Genomic DNA, 16,271 nt, shown 5'->3' on the forward strand with positions numbered 1-16,271 from the left:
CCGGCGCCGCCGGCCCCGCCGGCCCCGCCGTTGCCGATCAGTCCGGCGCTGCCGCCGTTGCCGCCGGCCATTCCGGAGCCGGCCGGTTGGGAGTAGCCGGCGCCGCCGTTGCCGAACAGCAGTCCGCCGTCTGCTCCGTTGGGGTTGGTCGCGGTGCCGGCCGCGCCGTCGCCGATCAGCGGGCGCCCCAACAAGGTCTGGGTGGGGGCGTTGATGGCGCCGAGCAGGTCTTGCTCGAGGGTCTGCAGCGGGGAGGCGTTGGCCGCCTCGGCGTGGGCATAGGCGCCGGCACCGGCGGTCAGTGCCTGCACGAAGCGGTCGTGAAAGGCCGTCATCTGCGCGGCCACCTGTTGGTAGGCCTGCCCGTGGGCGGAAAACAGCGACGCGATGGCCGCCGAGACCTCGTCGCTGCCGGCGGCCAGCAACCCGGTGGTGGCGAGTGCCGCCGACGAATTGGCGTCGCTGAGGGCCGCGCCGAAGCCGGCCACTTGCGTCGCTGCCGCGCTGACCGCTTCGGGGACCGCCACCAGGTAAGACATCGCTGTCCTTTCGGGCTATCACCGCGAAAACCGCGATTCCCGTAACGTATGGCGGCCCGGCGGGCCCGATCCGGCGTTTGCCCGGTAACCCCAGCTGATTCACAGCCGACGGGCATCTAGCTCCCAGGAAACCGGGGCCCTAGAGGGCCCCGGAATAGCCGTGCTGCCGCCAGGCCTCATACACGGCCACCGCCGCGGCGTTGGACAGGTTCAGCGAACGCCGGCCCGCCAGCATGGGAATGCGCACCTGTTCGGTGATGTGCTCATCGGCCAGAGTCACCGCGTCCAGCCCGGTGGGTTCCGGCCCGAACATCAGCACATCGCCGCGGACGTAGCGGACGTCGGAAAACGGCACGGCGGCCTGGGCGGTGAACGCGAACACCCGCGCCGGCAACAGCGCGTCCCACGCCGCCGTCAGCGACGCATGGACGGTGACCGACGCCAAGTCGTGGTAGTCCAGACCGGCCCGCCGCAGCTTGGGCTCGGACAGGTCGAAACCCAGCGGTTCCACCAGATGCAGTTCGCAACCGGTGGCGGCGGCGGTGCGGATGGCGTTTCCGGTATTGGGCGCAATACGTGGGGAAACAAACATCAGCTTGAACACCTCGCCATCCTCTCAGCGCAGGCGTCGCGCCACATCGCGACGAAGCGCACCCAGGTGACCAACGCCGGTACGGTTGAGTAAGGCGCTGCGTGGACCGGATCAGCGGCCCGCGCCACATCGGGAATTCGGGGGCCCCGGACCGCGCGGGCGGCGTTGCCGCCGTAACGGCGACCGGACGTTGCGGCGAAAGGGCGAGAAGTGCGGTGCGAGATCTCGATTTCGACGGCGCCGGCCGCCCGGTCCAAGCCACGCGATGTCGATTTCGACAGCAGCGATCTCGCTGAGACCGAAGATTTCCTCGTCCGGACCTACACCAAGATGCGGATCAGCGCCGAGGGCCGCACGTGCCGCGCCCGTATCCGGCGTCGTTGCCTGGGCTCGCTCAGCGTCGACGAACTCTCGTTCAGTTACGACATGAGCTACGACGCAAACCCGCTGGGGACGATCCTGCTCTGCCGGGTCCGTAGTGGCCGGATCGAGGAGAACTTCATCGGCGAACCGCAGCACGTGTGCGCCCCCGGTGAGCTCGCCGTGATCGGCCCGCCGGAGCTGCCTCATTCCGGGCGGGTCCGCCATGCCGGCTACCAGCTGACCGGGTTTGACCCCACGTTGCTGGATCGCGTGGCAGCCAACGCCCCGGACCGGGCCCACGAGCCGGTTCGCTTGACCGGCCATCGACCGGTGTCGGTTGCGGCCGGCAACAGGCTCAGCGCCTTGATCGACTATTTGCGGGACCACATTCTGGCTGATCCGAGCGCCGCGTCGGCGCCGCTGGTGATCGACACCGCGGCGGCGCACCTGGCCGTCGCCACCCTCAACGCCTTCCCGCACAGTGCGTTGCTCGATCCCACCCCGACCGACCGGCGTGATTCGGCCCGGCCGGTGCTGCTGCGCCGGGCCATGGCCTTCATCGAGGAAAACGCTCACCGAGACATCGCGTTGGCGGACATCGCCGCCCACGTCTACGTGACCCCGCGCGCCCTGCAGTACATGTTCCGCCAGCGCCTGGACTGCACGCCGATGCAGTATCTTCGCCGAGTCCGGCTGGACCGGGCGCACCGCGAGCTGCTGAATTCCTCTCGGGCCCACGCCACGGTCAAGCAGATCGCCAATCGATGGGGCTTTACCCACATCGGCAGGTTCGCCATTTACTACCGAGAGACCTACGGCCGCTCGCCCCACGCAACGTTGCGGGGTTGACGCGGGGCGGTAGGACGCTCTGGCGCGCTACCGGCTAGCGGTGCTTGAGCTCGATCAGCTTCTCGGCGATCTCGACGATCTTGGTGTTGGATTCCTGCGACAGCCGGCGCAACAATTCGAAGGCGGCGACTCCGTTGATGTCGAACCGTTCCATGAGAATGCCCTTGGCCTGGCCGATCAGGTCGCGGCTGGCCAACGCACTGCGGAATTGCTGTTGACGGCGGATCAGGTTCCAGACCACGGTGGTGTGTGCGGCAAAGACCAGGCCCAGCTCGACGGACTCGTCGTCGAAGGCCCGGGCGGACTCCGCGTAGAAGTTCAGGGCGGCCAGCGCCTTGTCGGCGCCGAAGAGCCGGAACGACATGATCGAGCGCACCGGGGTGCGGTCCAGCGCGGCGGTGCGATAGCGGGGCCAGCGCCCATCGACCGTCAGGTCGTCGATGCGGATGGTGTGTTGCTCCCATGCCGCCGACAGACACGGGCCCTCGCGGACATCGCGCTGGACGTCGTCGAGCAAGGCCGGGTAGCGGTGCGTGGCGGCCAACGTCTTGATGGTCCCGGCGGTGTCGACGACGGTCACGCCGAGGTACTGAGCGCCGGGGACCGACGCCACCGTGATCGCGTTGATGTCGCGCAGCGCCGATTCGAAATCCGTTTCACCCCGGCGTTGCAGCTCGTCGACCTCGCTGAGCACCGTGTACATGTGTTGTCGCTCAGGCGACAACACCGTTTCGGGCCGTCTCGCGGCGTCGCCGGGGCGCGGGAAGGCACCGTCGCCGCAGCTCATGAATCCTCACACCTCCCCACCGGCGCCGTGTGGCCCCCCATGCAGGACTATCCCATCGCCCGACCAGGCCGACAAACGCCGCCGCCGACATGCTCAACGCTACGCACGACGTCCCGGATGCGCACTAATCCGTTGCAACACAACATAATTCGGGAGCAAGGCGGAACCCCGCTTCGTATGCCGGACAGCGGCGGAACACGCGGTCTTCGCATTTCGGACCACTGCCGGCGCCCGGTGTGTTGCGGCGGACGTTATCTGCTCAGTAACAATTGGGGAGGCCTCGGCTTTGTTCACAGCGGAGCCTGTCATACTCGTCGGATTGCCAGGCGTTTGCGTTGGCTCTCAGCTGCCGGGGCGGGCGGAACAAGGCAGGAAGTTTGATGAGTCTCTGGTCTCTGCGAACGCGACGAATCAGGGGTGCGGCCGGTTGCCCGGCCGCAATAACGTGACCATGTTCGCCCGCCCGACCACCCCGGTCGCGGCGGTTCCGCCCGAGGTGCGCGGCGCCCGACCGCGACCCGCGAGGCGCCGCCCCGCGGCTTGGTCGCTGAGCAACTGGCCGGTTGGATGGAAGGTCGTCGCGATCGCCGTGGTACCGCTGCTGCTGGCGACGGTGTTCGGGGTGTTGCGGATCGACGCCGCCATGGCCAATTCCGGCAACCTGCGGCTGGCCGCCGCCCGCGCCAACGTGATACCGGCGATCACCAAGTACATGTCGGCCCTGGACGTGGCATTGCTGGCGAGTTCCACCGGACGCGACGTCGAGGGAGCCAAGAAGAACTTCACGGCCCGCAAATACGAGCTGCAGAGCCGGCTGGCCGACACCGACGTGATCCCCGACGTCCGGTCCGGGGTGAACACCCTGCTGAACGGCGGCCAGGCGTTGCTGGACAAGGTGCTGGAGAACAGCATCGGCCTGCGGGACCGGATCACCACCTATGCGCCGCTGCTGTTGACGGCCGAGAACGCGATCAACACGTCCGTGCGGGTCGACAGCGAGCAGATCCGGGCCCAGGTTCAGGGCCTGAGCCGCGCCGTCGGAGCTCGCGGGCAGATGACGATGCAGGAGATCCTGGTGACCCGCGGCGCCGATCTTCCCGAGCCCCAGCTGCGCACCTCGATGATCACCCTGGCCGGCACCGAACCGTCGACGCTGTTCGGGATGAGCGAAGTGCTCGGCGTGGGCTCGCCGGACGCCAAGAATCTGCAGCAACAGCTGCTCACCCGGATGGCGATCATGTCCGATCCGGCCAGCGAGCTCGTCGACAACCCCGAACTACTGCGTTCGATCAAGGTCACCGACGGAATCGCCGAACAGGTCATCAAAGACGCCACCGCGTCGGTGACGAATTCGGTCCAGACGCAGGCCACCGCGCGGCGCGACGCCGCCATCCGCGACGCCGTGCTGGTGCTGGCCGCCATCACGATCGCACTGGTCGTCGTGTTGCTCGTGGCGCGGGCGCTGGTCCGGCCGCTACGCGTACTGCGCGACGGCGCGCTGAAGGTCGCCCACACCGACCTCGAGGGCGAAATCGCCCGGGTGCGAGCCGGCGCCGAACCACAGCCGCAGCCGCTGGCCGTGTACACCACCGAGGAAATCGGCCAGGTCGCCCATGCGGTCGACGAGCTGCACACCCAGGCGCTGCTGCTGGCCGGCGATGAGGCGCGGCTGCGGCTGCTGGTCAACGACATGTTCGAAACCATGTCGCGGCGCAGCCGGTCCCTGGTCGACCAGCAGCTGTCGCTGATCGACCGGCTCGAGCGCAACGAACAGGACCCCGACCGGCTCGACAGCCTGTTCCGGCTGGATCACCTCGCCGCGCGACTCCGCCGCAACAGCGCCAACCTGCTGGTTCTGGCGGGCGCGGAGATTTCCCGGGAGCGGCGCGAACCGGTTGCGTTGCCGACGGTGGTCAGCGCCGCCGTCTCGGAAGTCGAGGATTATCGCCGTGTCGCCGTCGGCGGCGTGGCCGACTGCAAGGTGATCGGCGCGGCCGCCGGCAGTGTCATCCACTTACTTGCCGAGCTGATCGACAATGCGCTGAGCTATTCGCCGCCCACCACGACGGTTCGGGTGTCGGCGGTTCGCGGCAGCGCGGGCGGGGTGCTGCTGCGCATCGCCGACTGCGGCTTGGGCATGACCGACTCCGATCGGCGCATCGCCAACATGCGGCTGCAGTCCGGCGGCGAGGTAACCCCCGACAATGCGCGCCACATGGGTCTTTTCGTGGTCGGCCGGCTGGCGGCGCGCCATGGCATCCGGGTGGGGTTGCGCGGCCCGTCGACCGGTGAAGCCGGTAATGGCACCACCGCCGAGGTCTACCTGCCCGTTGCCGTGCTGGCCGGCGAGGCGGCGGCGAGCCAGGCCGGTGCGCCCGCGCCCACGCCGCGGCCCTTCATCATCAACCCGCCCACCCGCGAACCGGCGCCGGACCCGGCCGCGACGGCGTCGCACCAAAACGGTGCCGACAAGCCGGTGCCGGCGGTGACCTTGCTGCCGCGCCGCAAGCCGGGCTCCAGCGGCATCACCGACATTCCCGCCCAGCCCGCCGGGCAGCAGCCACGGGCCCGGCGCGAACTGAAAACGCCCTGGTGGGAGACCCAACACGAGACCCAACACGAGGCCCAACACGAGGCCCAGCGCGACGCCCGGCACGACGCCCGGCACGAGACCCAGCGCGACGCCCGGCAGGCCCCGGCTCAGCTACCGCCCACCAAGCAGGCCACCGCGTCGGATACCTCCGCGTTTTTCGCACAGCGCTCGACCGCCGCCGGTGCCCGGCCCGCCGATTCGCCGCCCACGCCGTCGGTACCAGCCGGTCCCGTTGATGACGACGTGATCTACCAGCGGATGCTGTCGGAAATGCTGGGTGACCCACGCGAGCTGGCCGCAAGCCCCGATCTGGACTGGCGGTCGGTGTGGGACCGCGGCTGGTCAGCCGCCGCCCAGGCCCAGGACCAGCCGGTGGAGTCGCGCACCGACCACGGCCTGCCGGTGCGCACCCCCGGCGCCCGGCTGGTCCCCGGCGCCGCCGAACCCGAGCCCGGCGGCGGACCGCAGCCCGGCCGGCAACCGCCGGCTGCGGCCGCGGTGCGGGACCCCGACGCGGTTCGAGCCTCCATCGGCAGCCACTTCGGTGGTGTGCACACCGGCCGGGCGCATGCCCGCACGACCAGTCAGGAAGCCGATCAGCAATGAACACCCGTTCGTTGGACAGCCCGCTGGACTGGCTGGTGTCGAAGTTCGCCCGCGAGGTGCCCGGTGTCGCGCATGCCCTGCTGGTGTCCGTCGACGGTCTGCCGCTGGCCGCGAGCGAGTATCTGCCCCGGGAACGCGCCGACCAGCTGGCGGCCGTCGCTTCCGGCCTGGCCAGCCTGGCCACCGGGGCCGCCCAGCTGTTCGAGGGCGGTCAGGTATTGCAGTCGGTGGTCGAGATGCAGAACGGCTTTCTGCTGCTGATGCGGGTCGGCGACGGCTCGCACCTGGCGACGCTGGCGGTCACCGGATGCGACATCGGGCAGATCGGCTACGAGATGGCCATCCTGGTCGAACGGGTCGGCAGCGTCGTGCAGTCCTCCCGCCGCGCCCAACCTGAGCCGCAATGGACAGACGCGAGCCGCCGCTAGCCCGGCCGGGGGCGAACCTGGTCCGCCCGTACACCCTGACGGCCGGACGCACCGGCACCGACATCGACCTGCCACTGGAAGCGCCGGTGCAGGCGCTGCCGGCGGGCTCGGCTCACCGGTGGCCGCCGCACGACATGCGAGGCAAGATCATCCGGTTATGCGCCGACAGCCCGTCGAGCCCGTCGGTGGCCGAAATCGCTGCCCGGCTGGATTTGCCGGTCGGCGTCGCGCGCGTCCTGGTGGGTGATCTGGTCAGCTCCGACTACCTTCGGGTGCATCGGACGATGACCGACCGCTCGACCAGCGATGAGCGCCGCGAACTCATAGGAAGGACGCTGCGTGGCCTCCAAGCACTCTGAGGTGCACCCGGGGCGGGGTACCGCGGCCCATGCCTCCACGAAGATCGTGATCGCGGGCGGATTCGGCGCCGGCAAGACCACGTTCGTCGGCGCGGTGTCGGAGATCATGCCGTTGCGCACCGAAGCCATGGTCACCGATGCCTCGGTGGGAGTCGACATGCTCGAAGCCACCCCGGAGAAGCAGACCACGACGGTGGCGATGGACTTCGGTCGCATCACCCTGGCCGAGGATCTGGTGCTCTACCTGTTCGGCACCCCGGGCCAGCGCCGGTTCTGGTTCATGTGGGACGACCTGGTGCGCGGCGCCATCGGCGCGATCGTCCTGGTCGACTGCCGCCGCCTGGAGGACAGCTTCGCCGCCGTCGACTTCTTCGAGCACCGCAACCTGCCGTTCCTGGTCGCGGTCAACGAATTCGACGGCGCGCCACGGTATCCGGCCACCGAGGTGCGCCAGGCGCTGACGCTGCCCGCGCACATCCCAGTGATCAGCATCGACGCCCGCAGCCGCAGATCTGCCACCGACGCGCTGATCGCGGTCAGCGAATACGCCCTGGCCAGCCTGACGGGCAGCTGACCGCGTTGCAGTGGGTGGACTGCGAATTCGACGACCGGGATTTCCGGGACGAAGACCTCAGCCGGTTGTGCACCGAACGCGTGGTGTTCAGCGGATGCGACTTCAGCGGCGTCAACCTGGCCGAGTCGCAGCACCGCGGATCGGCGTTTCGCAACTGCACTTTTGAGCGAACAGCGCTGTGGCATAGCACTTTTCAGCAATGCAGCCTGCTCGGCTCGGTATTCGTGGGTTGCCGGCTGCGGCCGCTGACGTTCGACGAGGTCGACTTCACCCTCGCGGTGCTCGCGGGTAACGACCTGCGCGGCGCCGACCTGAGCGGTTGCCGGCTGCGCGAGAGCAGCCTGGTGGAGGCCGACCTGCGCAAGGCCGTGCTGCGCGGGGCCGACCTGCGCGGCGCCCGCACCACCGGCGCCCGGTTGGACGGCGCCGATCTGCGCGGGGCCACCCTGGACCCGTCGCTGTGGACCACGGCGTCGCTGACCGGAGCGCGCATCGACGTTCCGCAAGCTCTGGCGTTTGCGCTGGCCCACGGGTTGCGGCTGGACGCTTGAGGTCTCAGCGTTTGAGCCGGATCCGCCACAGCACGAAGCCGGCGTAGACCGTCGACAACAGGCCCAGCATCGCCATGTCGAGCAGCCAGGCTCCGCTGGTGTGATGCCAGTGGCTGTCCTTCGGGCTGAACGGGCTCGGTTGCACGGTGTTGAGGTCGATCGTCGAGGCTGAGGCGGCGAAGCCCCAACGCGCCGGGGTCAGCCAGGACAGCTGATCGAGCACCGCGCGGTTGGTGACCGGAATGATGCCGCTGGAGAACACCAGCTGCGCCATGATCGCCACCACCAGCAGCGGCAGGATCTGGTCGCTGGAGCGGGCCAGCGCGGACATGCCCATGCCGACGATCGCCGAGGCGAAGCAGGTGGCGGCGACGGCGACGAACAGCTCGAGCGTCGGATTGCCCAACAGCACGGCTCCCCGGGTCGGTGCGCCCTTGCCGATCACCGCGATGCTGGTCACGATCGCCGCCTGGGCGGTCGCGAACATCGCGAACACCGCGACCTTGGCCAGCAGGTATGCCTGTGTGGACAAGCCGAAGGCTTGCTCGCGGTGGAAGATGGGCCGCTCGCCCACCAAGTCGCGGATCGTCAGTGCGGTGCCCATGAACACGGCCCCGACGCACAGCAGGACCAGTATCTGCGCCGGCTCGGCGGGTGTCTTGCCGTTCGGGTCGGCCACGCCGAAGCCGCTATGGCCCGGGACGGTCAAGGTGAGCAGTCCCAGCATGAACGGCAGCGCGGCCAGAAACACCGTGTACCACCGATCGGAGACCACCAGCCGGACCTGCCGGCGCGCGACCGTCGAGAACTGGCGCCACACGTCGACGTGCACCGGCTCGCCCAGGTCCCGCGGCTCGGCCCGGGCCGAGAACTTCGGCTCCGACCCGCGCTGCGCCAGAAACCGGCGCTTCGCCTCGTCGGGATCGGCGCCCACCTTGATGAAGATGTGGGCCCAGTTGCTGGTGCCCATCACCGAGCCCACCTGGTCGGGCGGTCCGAAGTAGGCGGTCTTGCCGCCGGGCGCCAGCAACAGCAACTGGTCACACAGGTCGAGGTAGGACACCGAGTGAGTGACCACCACCACCGTCCGGCCGCCATCGGCGAGCTTGCGCAGCATCATCATCACCTGGGAATCCAGCGCCGGGTCCAGGCCGGTGGTCGGCTCGTCGAGAATCAGCAGCGACGGACCGGTGAGCAGCTCCAGCGCCACCGACGCGCGTTTTCGTTGCCCTCCGGACAACTTGTCCACCCGGGTATCGCCGTGCTCGGTCAGCTCCAGCTCCTCGAGCACCTGAGCGACGACCTTGGCCCGGTCGGCGTTGCTGGTGTCCGGTGGCAGGCGCAGTTCGGCGGCATACCCCAGCGCCTGGTTCACCGTCAGCTGCCGGTGCACCACGTCGTCTTGCGGAACCATCCCGATCCTGCTGCGCAGGGTCGGGTATTCGGCGTGGATGTCGTGTCCCTCGAAGGTGATCGAGCCGGCGCTGGGGCGGGTGTAGCCGGCGATGAGCCGGGCCAGCGTGGTCTTGCCCGCTCCCGAGCCGCCGATGATGGCGGTCAGGCTGCCCGGGCGGGCGGTCAGCGAGATGTTGTCGAGCAGCTGCTTGCCGTCGATCTCGAACTGCACCCGGTTGACCTCCAGGCCGCCGGCCGGCATCCCGGCATCGGCCTGGCGGGTCAGCGTGCCCGCGGAAAACACCAAGTCGACATTGCCGATGGTGACCACGTCACCTTCGCTGAGCACCGCCGACCCGATCCGCACCCCGTTGACGTAGGTTCCGTTGACGCTGCGGGCGTCGCGGATTTCAGTGCCGAGGGCCGTCTGGACCAGGAAGGCGTGCCGTCGCGACGCCAAGACGTCGGAGACGACGATGTCGTTGTCCTGCGCTCGGCCGATGGTCACCGCACCCGCCAGCCGGCGGTTTCGGCCGGACTCGGGCCACAGGGACCGGATCACCTTCGTCGCCAGGTTCGACGGGTCGCGCGGGGGAGCGGACGGGTGGCTCGGCGGGCGCGGCGGAGCCGGGTCCGGCGCCAGGTACGGCCCCATCTGGGTGGGTGGCAGGTGGAGTCCGGGATGGACCCTGCCGAGCCGGGTCGGCGGTGCGGGGTGGGCGGGCTCCATCGACGGTGTCGGGCCCGGCGGCGGCGGAACCGGTCGCGCGGCCGGATGCGGGCGGCGCTGCGCGGCCGGCATCGGCGTCGTTCGCGGCGGCCGTCCGAGCGCCCCGTGCCGTCCGACCTCGAAGGTCAGGCATGGTCCGTCGGGGCTGCCGATGTTGATCTTCTGGCCGGGCCGAATCTCGACGGCGTGTACCCGCCGATTGTCGACGAAGGTGCCCTCGTGCGATCCGTTGTCGATCGCCATCCACCTGCCATGCTCGAAGCGCAGCAGCAGGTGGGCCCGGGAGACCGAAGGGTGGGTGACGCGCATGTCGGCACGCAGGTCGCTGCCGACGATGATGTCGTGACCTGCGGCGAAAGTACGTTGCGGCCCGAGCCCCGACACTGTCAGCACGGGCGGCGCCACCGTGTTCATCGAAAATAGCTGTAGCCAGTGGCGATGCTTCCGAAACCTGGCGGGCCCGCCCGGTCAGTGGCGTCTGAGGCGGATGCGCCACCACACCAGGCAGGCATAGGCCGCCGACAGCGTGGCGAGCATCGCCATGTCGAACAGCCACGCCGGGCGCGAGTGCGTCCAATGGCTGTCCTCGGGACTGTAGGAGCCGGGCACCAGCTCGCGCAGGTTGACCGTTGCCGCCGATGCGGCGTAACCCCACCGCGCGGGCACCGCCCACGACAACTGGTCCAGGAAGATCCGGTCGGTCACCGGGACCAGGCCACCGGCGAGCACCAGCTGCAGCATCAGCGACACCACCAGCAACGGCATGATCTGCTCACTGGACCGGGCGACCGACGACAGCAGCAAGCCAAGAATCGCCGAGGCCACACAGGTGGCGGCAACCGTGGTGAACAGCTCGAAGCTGGCGTTGCCGAGCAGCACCGCCCGCTGCGTCGGTACCCCCTTGCCCAGCAGCACGACCCCCGTCGTGATCGCCGCTTGAGTGATGGCGAACATGCAGAACACGGTCATCTTGGCGCCCAGGTAGGCCCTTGTCGACAACCCCACGGCCTGCTCGCGACGGAAGATGGCGCGCTCGCCGATGAGATCGCGGATGGTCAGCGCGGTACCCATGAAGACGGCGGCGATGGACAGCAGCGTCAGAATCTGTGCGGCCTCGTCGGGCGTCTGGCTGGTCGGCTGGGCCATGCCGAACCCGGTGTCACCCGGAACCGTCAGCGACAGCGCACCCAGAACAAACGGCAAGGCCGCCAGGAAGGTGAAGTAGGCCCGGTCGGCGACCACCAGCCGGACCTGTCGGCGCGCGATTGTGGAGAACTGGCGGCGCACGCTGGTGTGCGCCGGTGCGCCCAGGTCCGTGGGTGTCTCGGTCTGTGCCGGTGCGCGGGGCTGGTTGCGGGCCAGAAAGCGGCGGTTCGCCTCTTCGGGATCGGCGCCGACCTTCGCGAAAATCTGGGCCCAGTTGGTGGTGCCCATCGCCTGCCCGATCTGGTCGGGCGGCCCCAGGAACGCGGTCTTGCCCCCGGGCGCCATCAGCAGCACCTGATCACAGACGTCGAGGTAGGTCAGCGAGTGGGTGACCACCAACACCACCCGGCCGGCGTCGGCGAGTTGCCGCAGCATCGTCATGACCTGCAGGTCCAGCGCCGGGTCCAGGCCCGACGTGGGCTCGTCGAGAATCAGCAGCGACGGGCCGGTGAGCAGTTCCAGGGCCACCGAGGCCCGTTTGCGCTGGCCGCCGGACAGCTTGTCGACGCGGGTGTCGGCGTGCTCGGTGAGCCGCAGCTCCTCGAGCACGCCGGCGACCGCGTGCGCGCGATCCTGCGTGCTGGTGTCGGGCGGCAGCCGCAGCTCGGCGGCATAGCCGAGGGCCTGGTTGATGGTCAGTTGCCGGTGCACGACGTCGTCTTGGGGGACCATCCCGATCCGGCTGCGCAACGACGCGTATTCGGTGTGGATGTTGTGGCCCTCGAAGGTCACCGTTCCCGAGCTGGGGCGCAGGTAGCCGGCGATCAGCCGCGACAGCGTGGTCTTGCCGGCGCCGGAGCCGCCGATGACGGCGGTCAGCGTGCCGGGCCGCGCGGTCAGCGACACGTTGTCGAGCAGCGCGGTGCCGTCGACGCGGTAGCTGACCGCGTTGACCTCCAGGCCGCCGGTGGGGGCCGCGGCTTCGGCGCGACGGACCAGGGCGTCCCCGGTGAACGCCAGGTCGACGTTGCCGATGGTGACCACGTCGCCCTCGCGAAGGATCGCCGAGCCGACCCGGATCCCGTTGACGAACGTCCCGTTGATGCTGTGCGCGTCGTTGATCTCGGTGCCCACCGGCGTGGGGGTCAAGAATGCGTGGTGGCGGGATGCCAGTACGTCGGCGACGACGATGTCGTTGTCGAGCGCCCGGCCGATCCAGGCGATGCCCCCGCGAGGCGGCGCAAGGTGCGAGTCGGCGCCCAAGACGTTGCGCGTCGTGGTGTCGCGTCCCACTCGTGGGGGAGGCGGGGAAACCGGTATGACGGTGGTGCGCTGTGCCCCGGGGTAGCCGGGTGGGCCAGGTGTCGGCGGCGCGGGGCCGGGCGGCTGCGCGGGTGGCCGGCGCTGCTGCTGCTGCTGGTCGGTGCCGACGGGTCCGCCCCCCGGCGGCGGCGAGCCGGTCGGCGGTAGCAGGCCGATGATGCCCCGGTGATGTCCGACCTCGAAGCTGATGCGTGGCCCGTCGGGCCGGCCGAGGTTGACCACCAGACCGTCCCGGATGTCCACCAGCGGCACCCGGCGGCCGTCGACGTACATCCCGGTCCGCGAATTGTCGATGGCGATCCAGTTGCCCTGCTCGAAGCGCACCACCACGTGCGTCCCGGCGACCAGCGGGTGCGCCACGCGCAGGTCGGCACGCAGGTCACTGCCCACGATCGCGTCAGCGCCCGGTGCGAAGCTGCGCTGCGACCGGTCCGACCGGACTGTCAGCACCGGCCGGTGAGCTCGGGTCATCGCTTCACCCTAGTTGTGCCCGCGTCAGCGTCGTCGGAGCCGAATCCTCCACCACACGATGGTGGTATAGGCGATCGACACCACCCCGAGCATGGCCATGTCGAACAGCCACGCGCTCGCCTTGTGGTCCCAGTGCTGGTCTTTCGGATCGGTCGGGCCGGGCACCAGCCGGTGGGTGTCGATCGTCGAGGCCGACGCCGCGTAGCCCCAGCGGGCGGGAGTGGCCCAGGACAGCTGGTCGAGCAGGATCCGGTCGGTCACCCAGATCATGCCCCCGGAGAACACCAGCTGAGACATGATCGAGAACACCAGCATCGGCATGACCTGATCCTGCGACTGGGCCAGCGCCGACAATGCCATGCCCAACAGCGCCGAAGCCACACACGTCGCGGCCACGGTGACGAACAGCTCGAATCTGACGTCTCCCAGCAACACGGCGTTGGAAAGCGGCTTACCCCAGCCGATCACACAGATGGTGGTGGCGATCGCCGCCTGAAAGATCGCGAACGCGGAGAACACCACGATCTTTGCGGCCAGGTAGGCCGCGGTCGACAAGCCGACGGCCTGTTCGCGACGGAAGATCGGACGCTCGCCGATGAGATCCCGGATGGTCAGCGCGGTGCCCATGAACACCGCGCCGACGTTGAGCATCACCAGAATCTGGTCGGGCTGGGCGGGATTGTTGCCCAACGGATCCGACATGCCGAACCCGGTCTTGCCGCGAACGGTCAGGCTCAGCACCCCGATGAGAAACGGCAGCAATGCCAGGAACACCGTGTAGCCGCGGTCGGAAACGACCAAGCGCACCTGGCGGCGGGCGACGGTGGAGAACTGGCGAAGCACGTCGGTGTGCACCGGTTCACCCAGGTCGGCAGCGGGGCTGGCCTGGGACGGAAACGCCGGCTGGGCCTGCTTGTCCGCCAGGAAACGGCGGTTGGCCTCGTCCGGGTCGGCGCCGACTTTGGCGAAAATGTCGGCCCAGTTGGTGGTTCCCATGGCGTGGCCGATCTGGTCGGGCGGGCCCAGGAACGCGGTCTTGCCGCCGGGTGCCACTAACAGCAGCTGATCGCAAACGTCCAGGTAGGACACGGAGTGGGTGACCACCAGCACCACCCGGCCGGCGTCGGCGAGTTGCCGCAGCATCATCATCACCTGCCGGTCCAACGCCGGGTCCAGACCCGTCGTCGGCTCGTCGAGGATCAGCAGCGACGGCCCGGTGAGCAGCTCCAGCGCCACCGAGGCTCGCTTGCGCTGTCCGCCGGACAGCTTGTCCACCCGCGTGTCGGCGTGTTTGGTCAGCTCCAGTTCCTCGAGGACCTGGGCGACCACTTGGTCACGGTCGGCTTTGCTGGTGTCGGGCGGCAGCCGCAGTTCGGCGGCGTAACCGAGGGCCTGGTTGACGGTCAGCTGCCGGTGCACGACGTCGTCTTGGGGGACCATCCCGATGCGGCTGCGCATGGACGCGTATTCGGTGTGGATGTTGTGGCCCTCGAAGGTCACCGTTCCCGAGCTGGGGCTGGTATACCCGGCGATCAGCCGCGACAGTGTGGTCTTGCCGGCGCCGGAGCCGCCGATGATGGCCGTCAGCGTGCCGGGCCGCGCGGTCAGCGAGATCTGGTCGAGCAGTTGCTTGCCGTCGATGGAGAAGCACACTGACTTCACTTCCAGGCCGCCGGTGCGGGTGGCCGCCTCCGTGCGGCGAATCAGCGTGCCCCCGGTGAATACCAGGTCGACGTTGCCGATCGTGACGATGTCGCCGTCGCTCAAGATCGCGGACCCGACCCGGACCCCGTTGACGAACGTCCCGTTGACGCTGTGGGCGTCGCGGATTTCGGTGCCCAGCGGTGTCATGGTCAGGAATGCGTGGTGACGCGACGCCAGAACGTCCTGGATGACGACGTCGTTGTCGGTGGCGCGGCCGATGGTGACTGAGCCAGCGGGCATGTCGTTGGACCCGGTGCGCGGTAGCAACGCATGGATCATCTTGGTCGCCAGGTTTGTCACGTCCGGCGGCTTGGCGGCGCTGGGCTGCAGCTGCGTGGGTGGCGCCGGGTGAGGCGCGGCCGGTGCATAGTTCGATGGCTGGTTCGATGGCTGGTTCGAGGGCTGCCGCGGCGGGGCCGGGGCAAACCCGGATTGCCGTGACGACGAACTGCTGGGGTACATCGGTTGCCCCGATTTCGACGGGGGCGGCGGACCGGGATGCGGTCGAGCCGACGGTGGCGCGGTCCAATTCGACTGGCGACCGGACGGCGGCGGCGGCCCCGGGTGACCGGCAGCCTGGGTGGGCGGCGGCCACGGCGACGACTGGGCGGCCAGTCGCATCGACTCGGTTTGCGGCGGCCGTCCGACCATCCCCAGGTGCCGGCCGACCTCGAAGGTCAGCAACGGGCCGTCGGGATTTCCGATGTTGACGCTCTGGCCGTCGTGGATGTCGACCATCGGCACCCGCCGGCCGTTGCAGAAGGTCCCATTCAGCGAATTGTTGTCGATCGCCAGCCACCGGCCCTGGTCAAACCGCAGCAGCAGATGTGCCCGGGAGATCAGCGGATGCGTGATACGCATGTCGGCGCGCAAGTCGCGGCCGACAACCACGTCATGACCGGGCGCGAAGGTACGTACCGACCCGTCGTAGCGAACAGTCAGCGCGGGCGGGGCAGGTTGGGGCATCGATCCAACTGTATCTAAGGCGAAGGTTAATGCTGCTCGGCGGCGCGACTGCCGCGCGTCGAGTTGCGCGCGGGCACATGACAAGGGACGCGCATTCGACGGCCATAGGTTACTATTGCCTACCATTACAATTTCTCATGATAAGTAACGATCAGATCGAGCGAAGTCCTACCACCAGAGCGGCTGGTAACTGCTCGTCCCCGCGGAAGGAGGTGATCACATGGCCCACGAACTTCTGTTCGCCGAAGACGAGGCAACGTACCGGCTCCACTACGTTTGCTACTGGTTCAACGCG

General features: G+C 69.0%; 12 protein-coding genes. 6 read left to right on the top strand and 6 right to left on the bottom strand.

Annotated elements, in window-relative coordinates:
* Window positions 1–539, bottom strand: a 539-nt coding sequence (locus B4U45_RS19865; protein WP_219859487.1) for a PE family protein, incomplete at its 3' end; no start/stop codon positions are given.
* A gap of 139 nt (window positions 540–678) precedes the next feature.
* Window positions 679–1,143, bottom strand: coding sequence for a tRNA (cytidine(34)-2'-O)-methyltransferase (locus B4U45_RS19870; protein WP_075546780.1), 465 nt, complete (start codon window positions 1,141–1,143; stop codon window positions 679–681).
* A 198-nt stretch (window positions 1,144–1,341) separates the two neighbouring features.
* Between B4U45_RS19870 and B4U45_RS19875 the strand changes: the two genes are divergently transcribed.
* Window positions 1,342–2,343, top strand: coding sequence for a helix-turn-helix transcriptional regulator (locus B4U45_RS19875; protein WP_240316580.1), 1,002 nt, complete (start codon window positions 1,342–1,344; stop codon window positions 2,341–2,343).
* 34 nt (window positions 2,344–2,377) lie between these two features.
* On the opposite strand, the gene B4U45_RS19880 is transcribed toward B4U45_RS19875, so the two are convergent.
* Window positions 2,378–3,046 carry a GAF and ANTAR domain-containing protein gene (locus tag B4U45_RS19880; RefSeq protein ID WP_075546781.1) on the bottom strand — a complete coding sequence of 223 codons (669 nt, stop codon included), beginning with the start codon at window positions 3,044–3,046 and terminating at the stop codon, window positions 2,378–2,380.
* 529 nt (window positions 3,047–3,575) lie between these two features.
* On the opposite strand from B4U45_RS19880, the gene B4U45_RS19885 reads away from it, so the two are divergent.
* The 5 genes from B4U45_RS19885 to B4U45_RS19905 are packed head-to-tail and all read left to right on the top strand — an operon-like array spanning window position 3,576 to window position 8,241.
* Complete coding sequence (locus B4U45_RS19885; RefSeq protein WP_116671238.1) at window positions 3,576–6,329, top strand: ATP-binding protein; 2,754 nt, start codon at window positions 3,576–3,578, stop codon at window positions 6,327–6,329.
* A complete protein-coding gene (locus tag B4U45_RS19890) occupies window positions 6,326–6,757 on the top strand; it encodes a serine protease inhibitor (RefSeq protein ID WP_023371258.1) in 432 nt (143 codons plus the stop codon). The genes B4U45_RS19885 and B4U45_RS19890 overlap by 4 nt, the downstream gene beginning before the upstream one ends.
* Complete coding sequence (locus tag B4U45_RS19895) at window positions 6,733–7,116, top strand: DUF742 domain-containing protein (protein ID WP_083154075.1); 384 nt, start codon at window positions 6,733–6,735, stop codon at window positions 7,114–7,116. The genes B4U45_RS19890 and B4U45_RS19895 overlap by 25 nt, the downstream gene beginning before the upstream one ends.
* On the top strand, window positions 7,097–7,690 hold the full coding sequence (locus tag B4U45_RS19900) for a GTP-binding protein (RefSeq protein ID WP_075546783.1): 594 nt from the start codon (window positions 7,097–7,099) through the stop codon (window positions 7,688–7,690). The genes B4U45_RS19895 and B4U45_RS19900 overlap by 20 nt, the downstream gene beginning before the upstream one ends.
* Before the next feature lie 5 nt (window positions 7,691–7,695).
* Window positions 7,696–8,241, top strand: coding sequence for a pentapeptide repeat-containing protein (locus B4U45_RS19905; RefSeq protein WP_089025080.1), 546 nt, complete (start codon window positions 7,696–7,698; stop codon window positions 8,239–8,241).
* 4 nt (window positions 8,242–8,245) lie between these two features.
* On the opposite strand, the gene B4U45_RS19910 is transcribed toward B4U45_RS19905, so the two are convergent.
* Genes B4U45_RS19910 through B4U45_RS19920 form a run of 3 tightly spaced genes read right to left on the bottom strand, consistent with a single transcriptional unit; the run spans window position 8,246 to window position 15,976 of the window.
* A complete protein-coding gene (locus B4U45_RS19910) occupies window positions 8,246–10,780 on the bottom strand; it encodes an ATP-binding cassette domain-containing protein (RefSeq protein WP_122510408.1) in 2,535 nt (844 codons plus the stop codon).
* A gap of 54 nt (window positions 10,781–10,834) precedes the next feature.
* Complete coding sequence (locus tag B4U45_RS19915; RefSeq protein ID WP_075546785.1) at window positions 10,835–13,306, bottom strand: ATP-binding cassette domain-containing protein; 2,472 nt, start codon at window positions 13,304–13,306, stop codon at window positions 10,835–10,837.
* Between the two features lie 24 nt (window positions 13,307–13,330).
* Complete coding sequence (locus B4U45_RS19920) at window positions 13,331–15,976, bottom strand: ATP-binding cassette domain-containing protein (RefSeq protein ID WP_075546786.1); 2,646 nt, start codon at window positions 15,974–15,976, stop codon at window positions 13,331–13,333.
* Between the last annotated feature and the right edge of the window lie 295 nt (window positions 15,977–16,271).

The organism is Mycobacterium persicum (assembly GCF_002086915.1).
Taxonomy (GTDB): Bacteria; Actinomycetota; Actinomycetes; order Mycobacteriales; family Mycobacteriaceae; genus Mycobacterium; species Mycobacterium persicum.

What these genes read in the sequence shown, in the direction of transcription:
- B4U45_RS19915 (WP_075546785.1), bottom strand. Translation starts at nt 13,306, where the DNA reads ATGACCCGAGCTCACCGGCCGGTGCTGACAGTCCGGTCGGACCGGTCG.
- B4U45_RS19910 (WP_122510408.1), bottom strand. Translation starts at nt 10,780, where the DNA reads ATGAACACGGTGGCGCCGCCCGTGCTGACAGTGTCGGGGCTCGGGCCG.
- B4U45_RS19895 (WP_083154075.1), top strand. Translation starts at nt 6,733, where the DNA reads ATGGACAGACGCGAGCCGCCGCTAGCCCGGCCGGGGGCGAACCTGGTC.
- B4U45_RS19920 (WP_075546786.1), bottom strand. Translation starts at nt 15,976, where the DNA reads ATGCCCCAACCTGCCCCGCCCGCGCTGACTGTTCGCTACGACGGGTCG.
- B4U45_RS19890 (WP_023371258.1), top strand. Translation starts at nt 6,326, where the DNA reads ATGAACACCCGTTCGTTGGACAGCCCGCTGGACTGGCTGGTGTCGAAG.
- B4U45_RS19880 (WP_075546781.1), bottom strand. Translation starts at nt 3,046, where the DNA reads ATGTACACGGTGCTCAGCGAGGTCGACGAGCTGCAACGCCGGGGTGAA.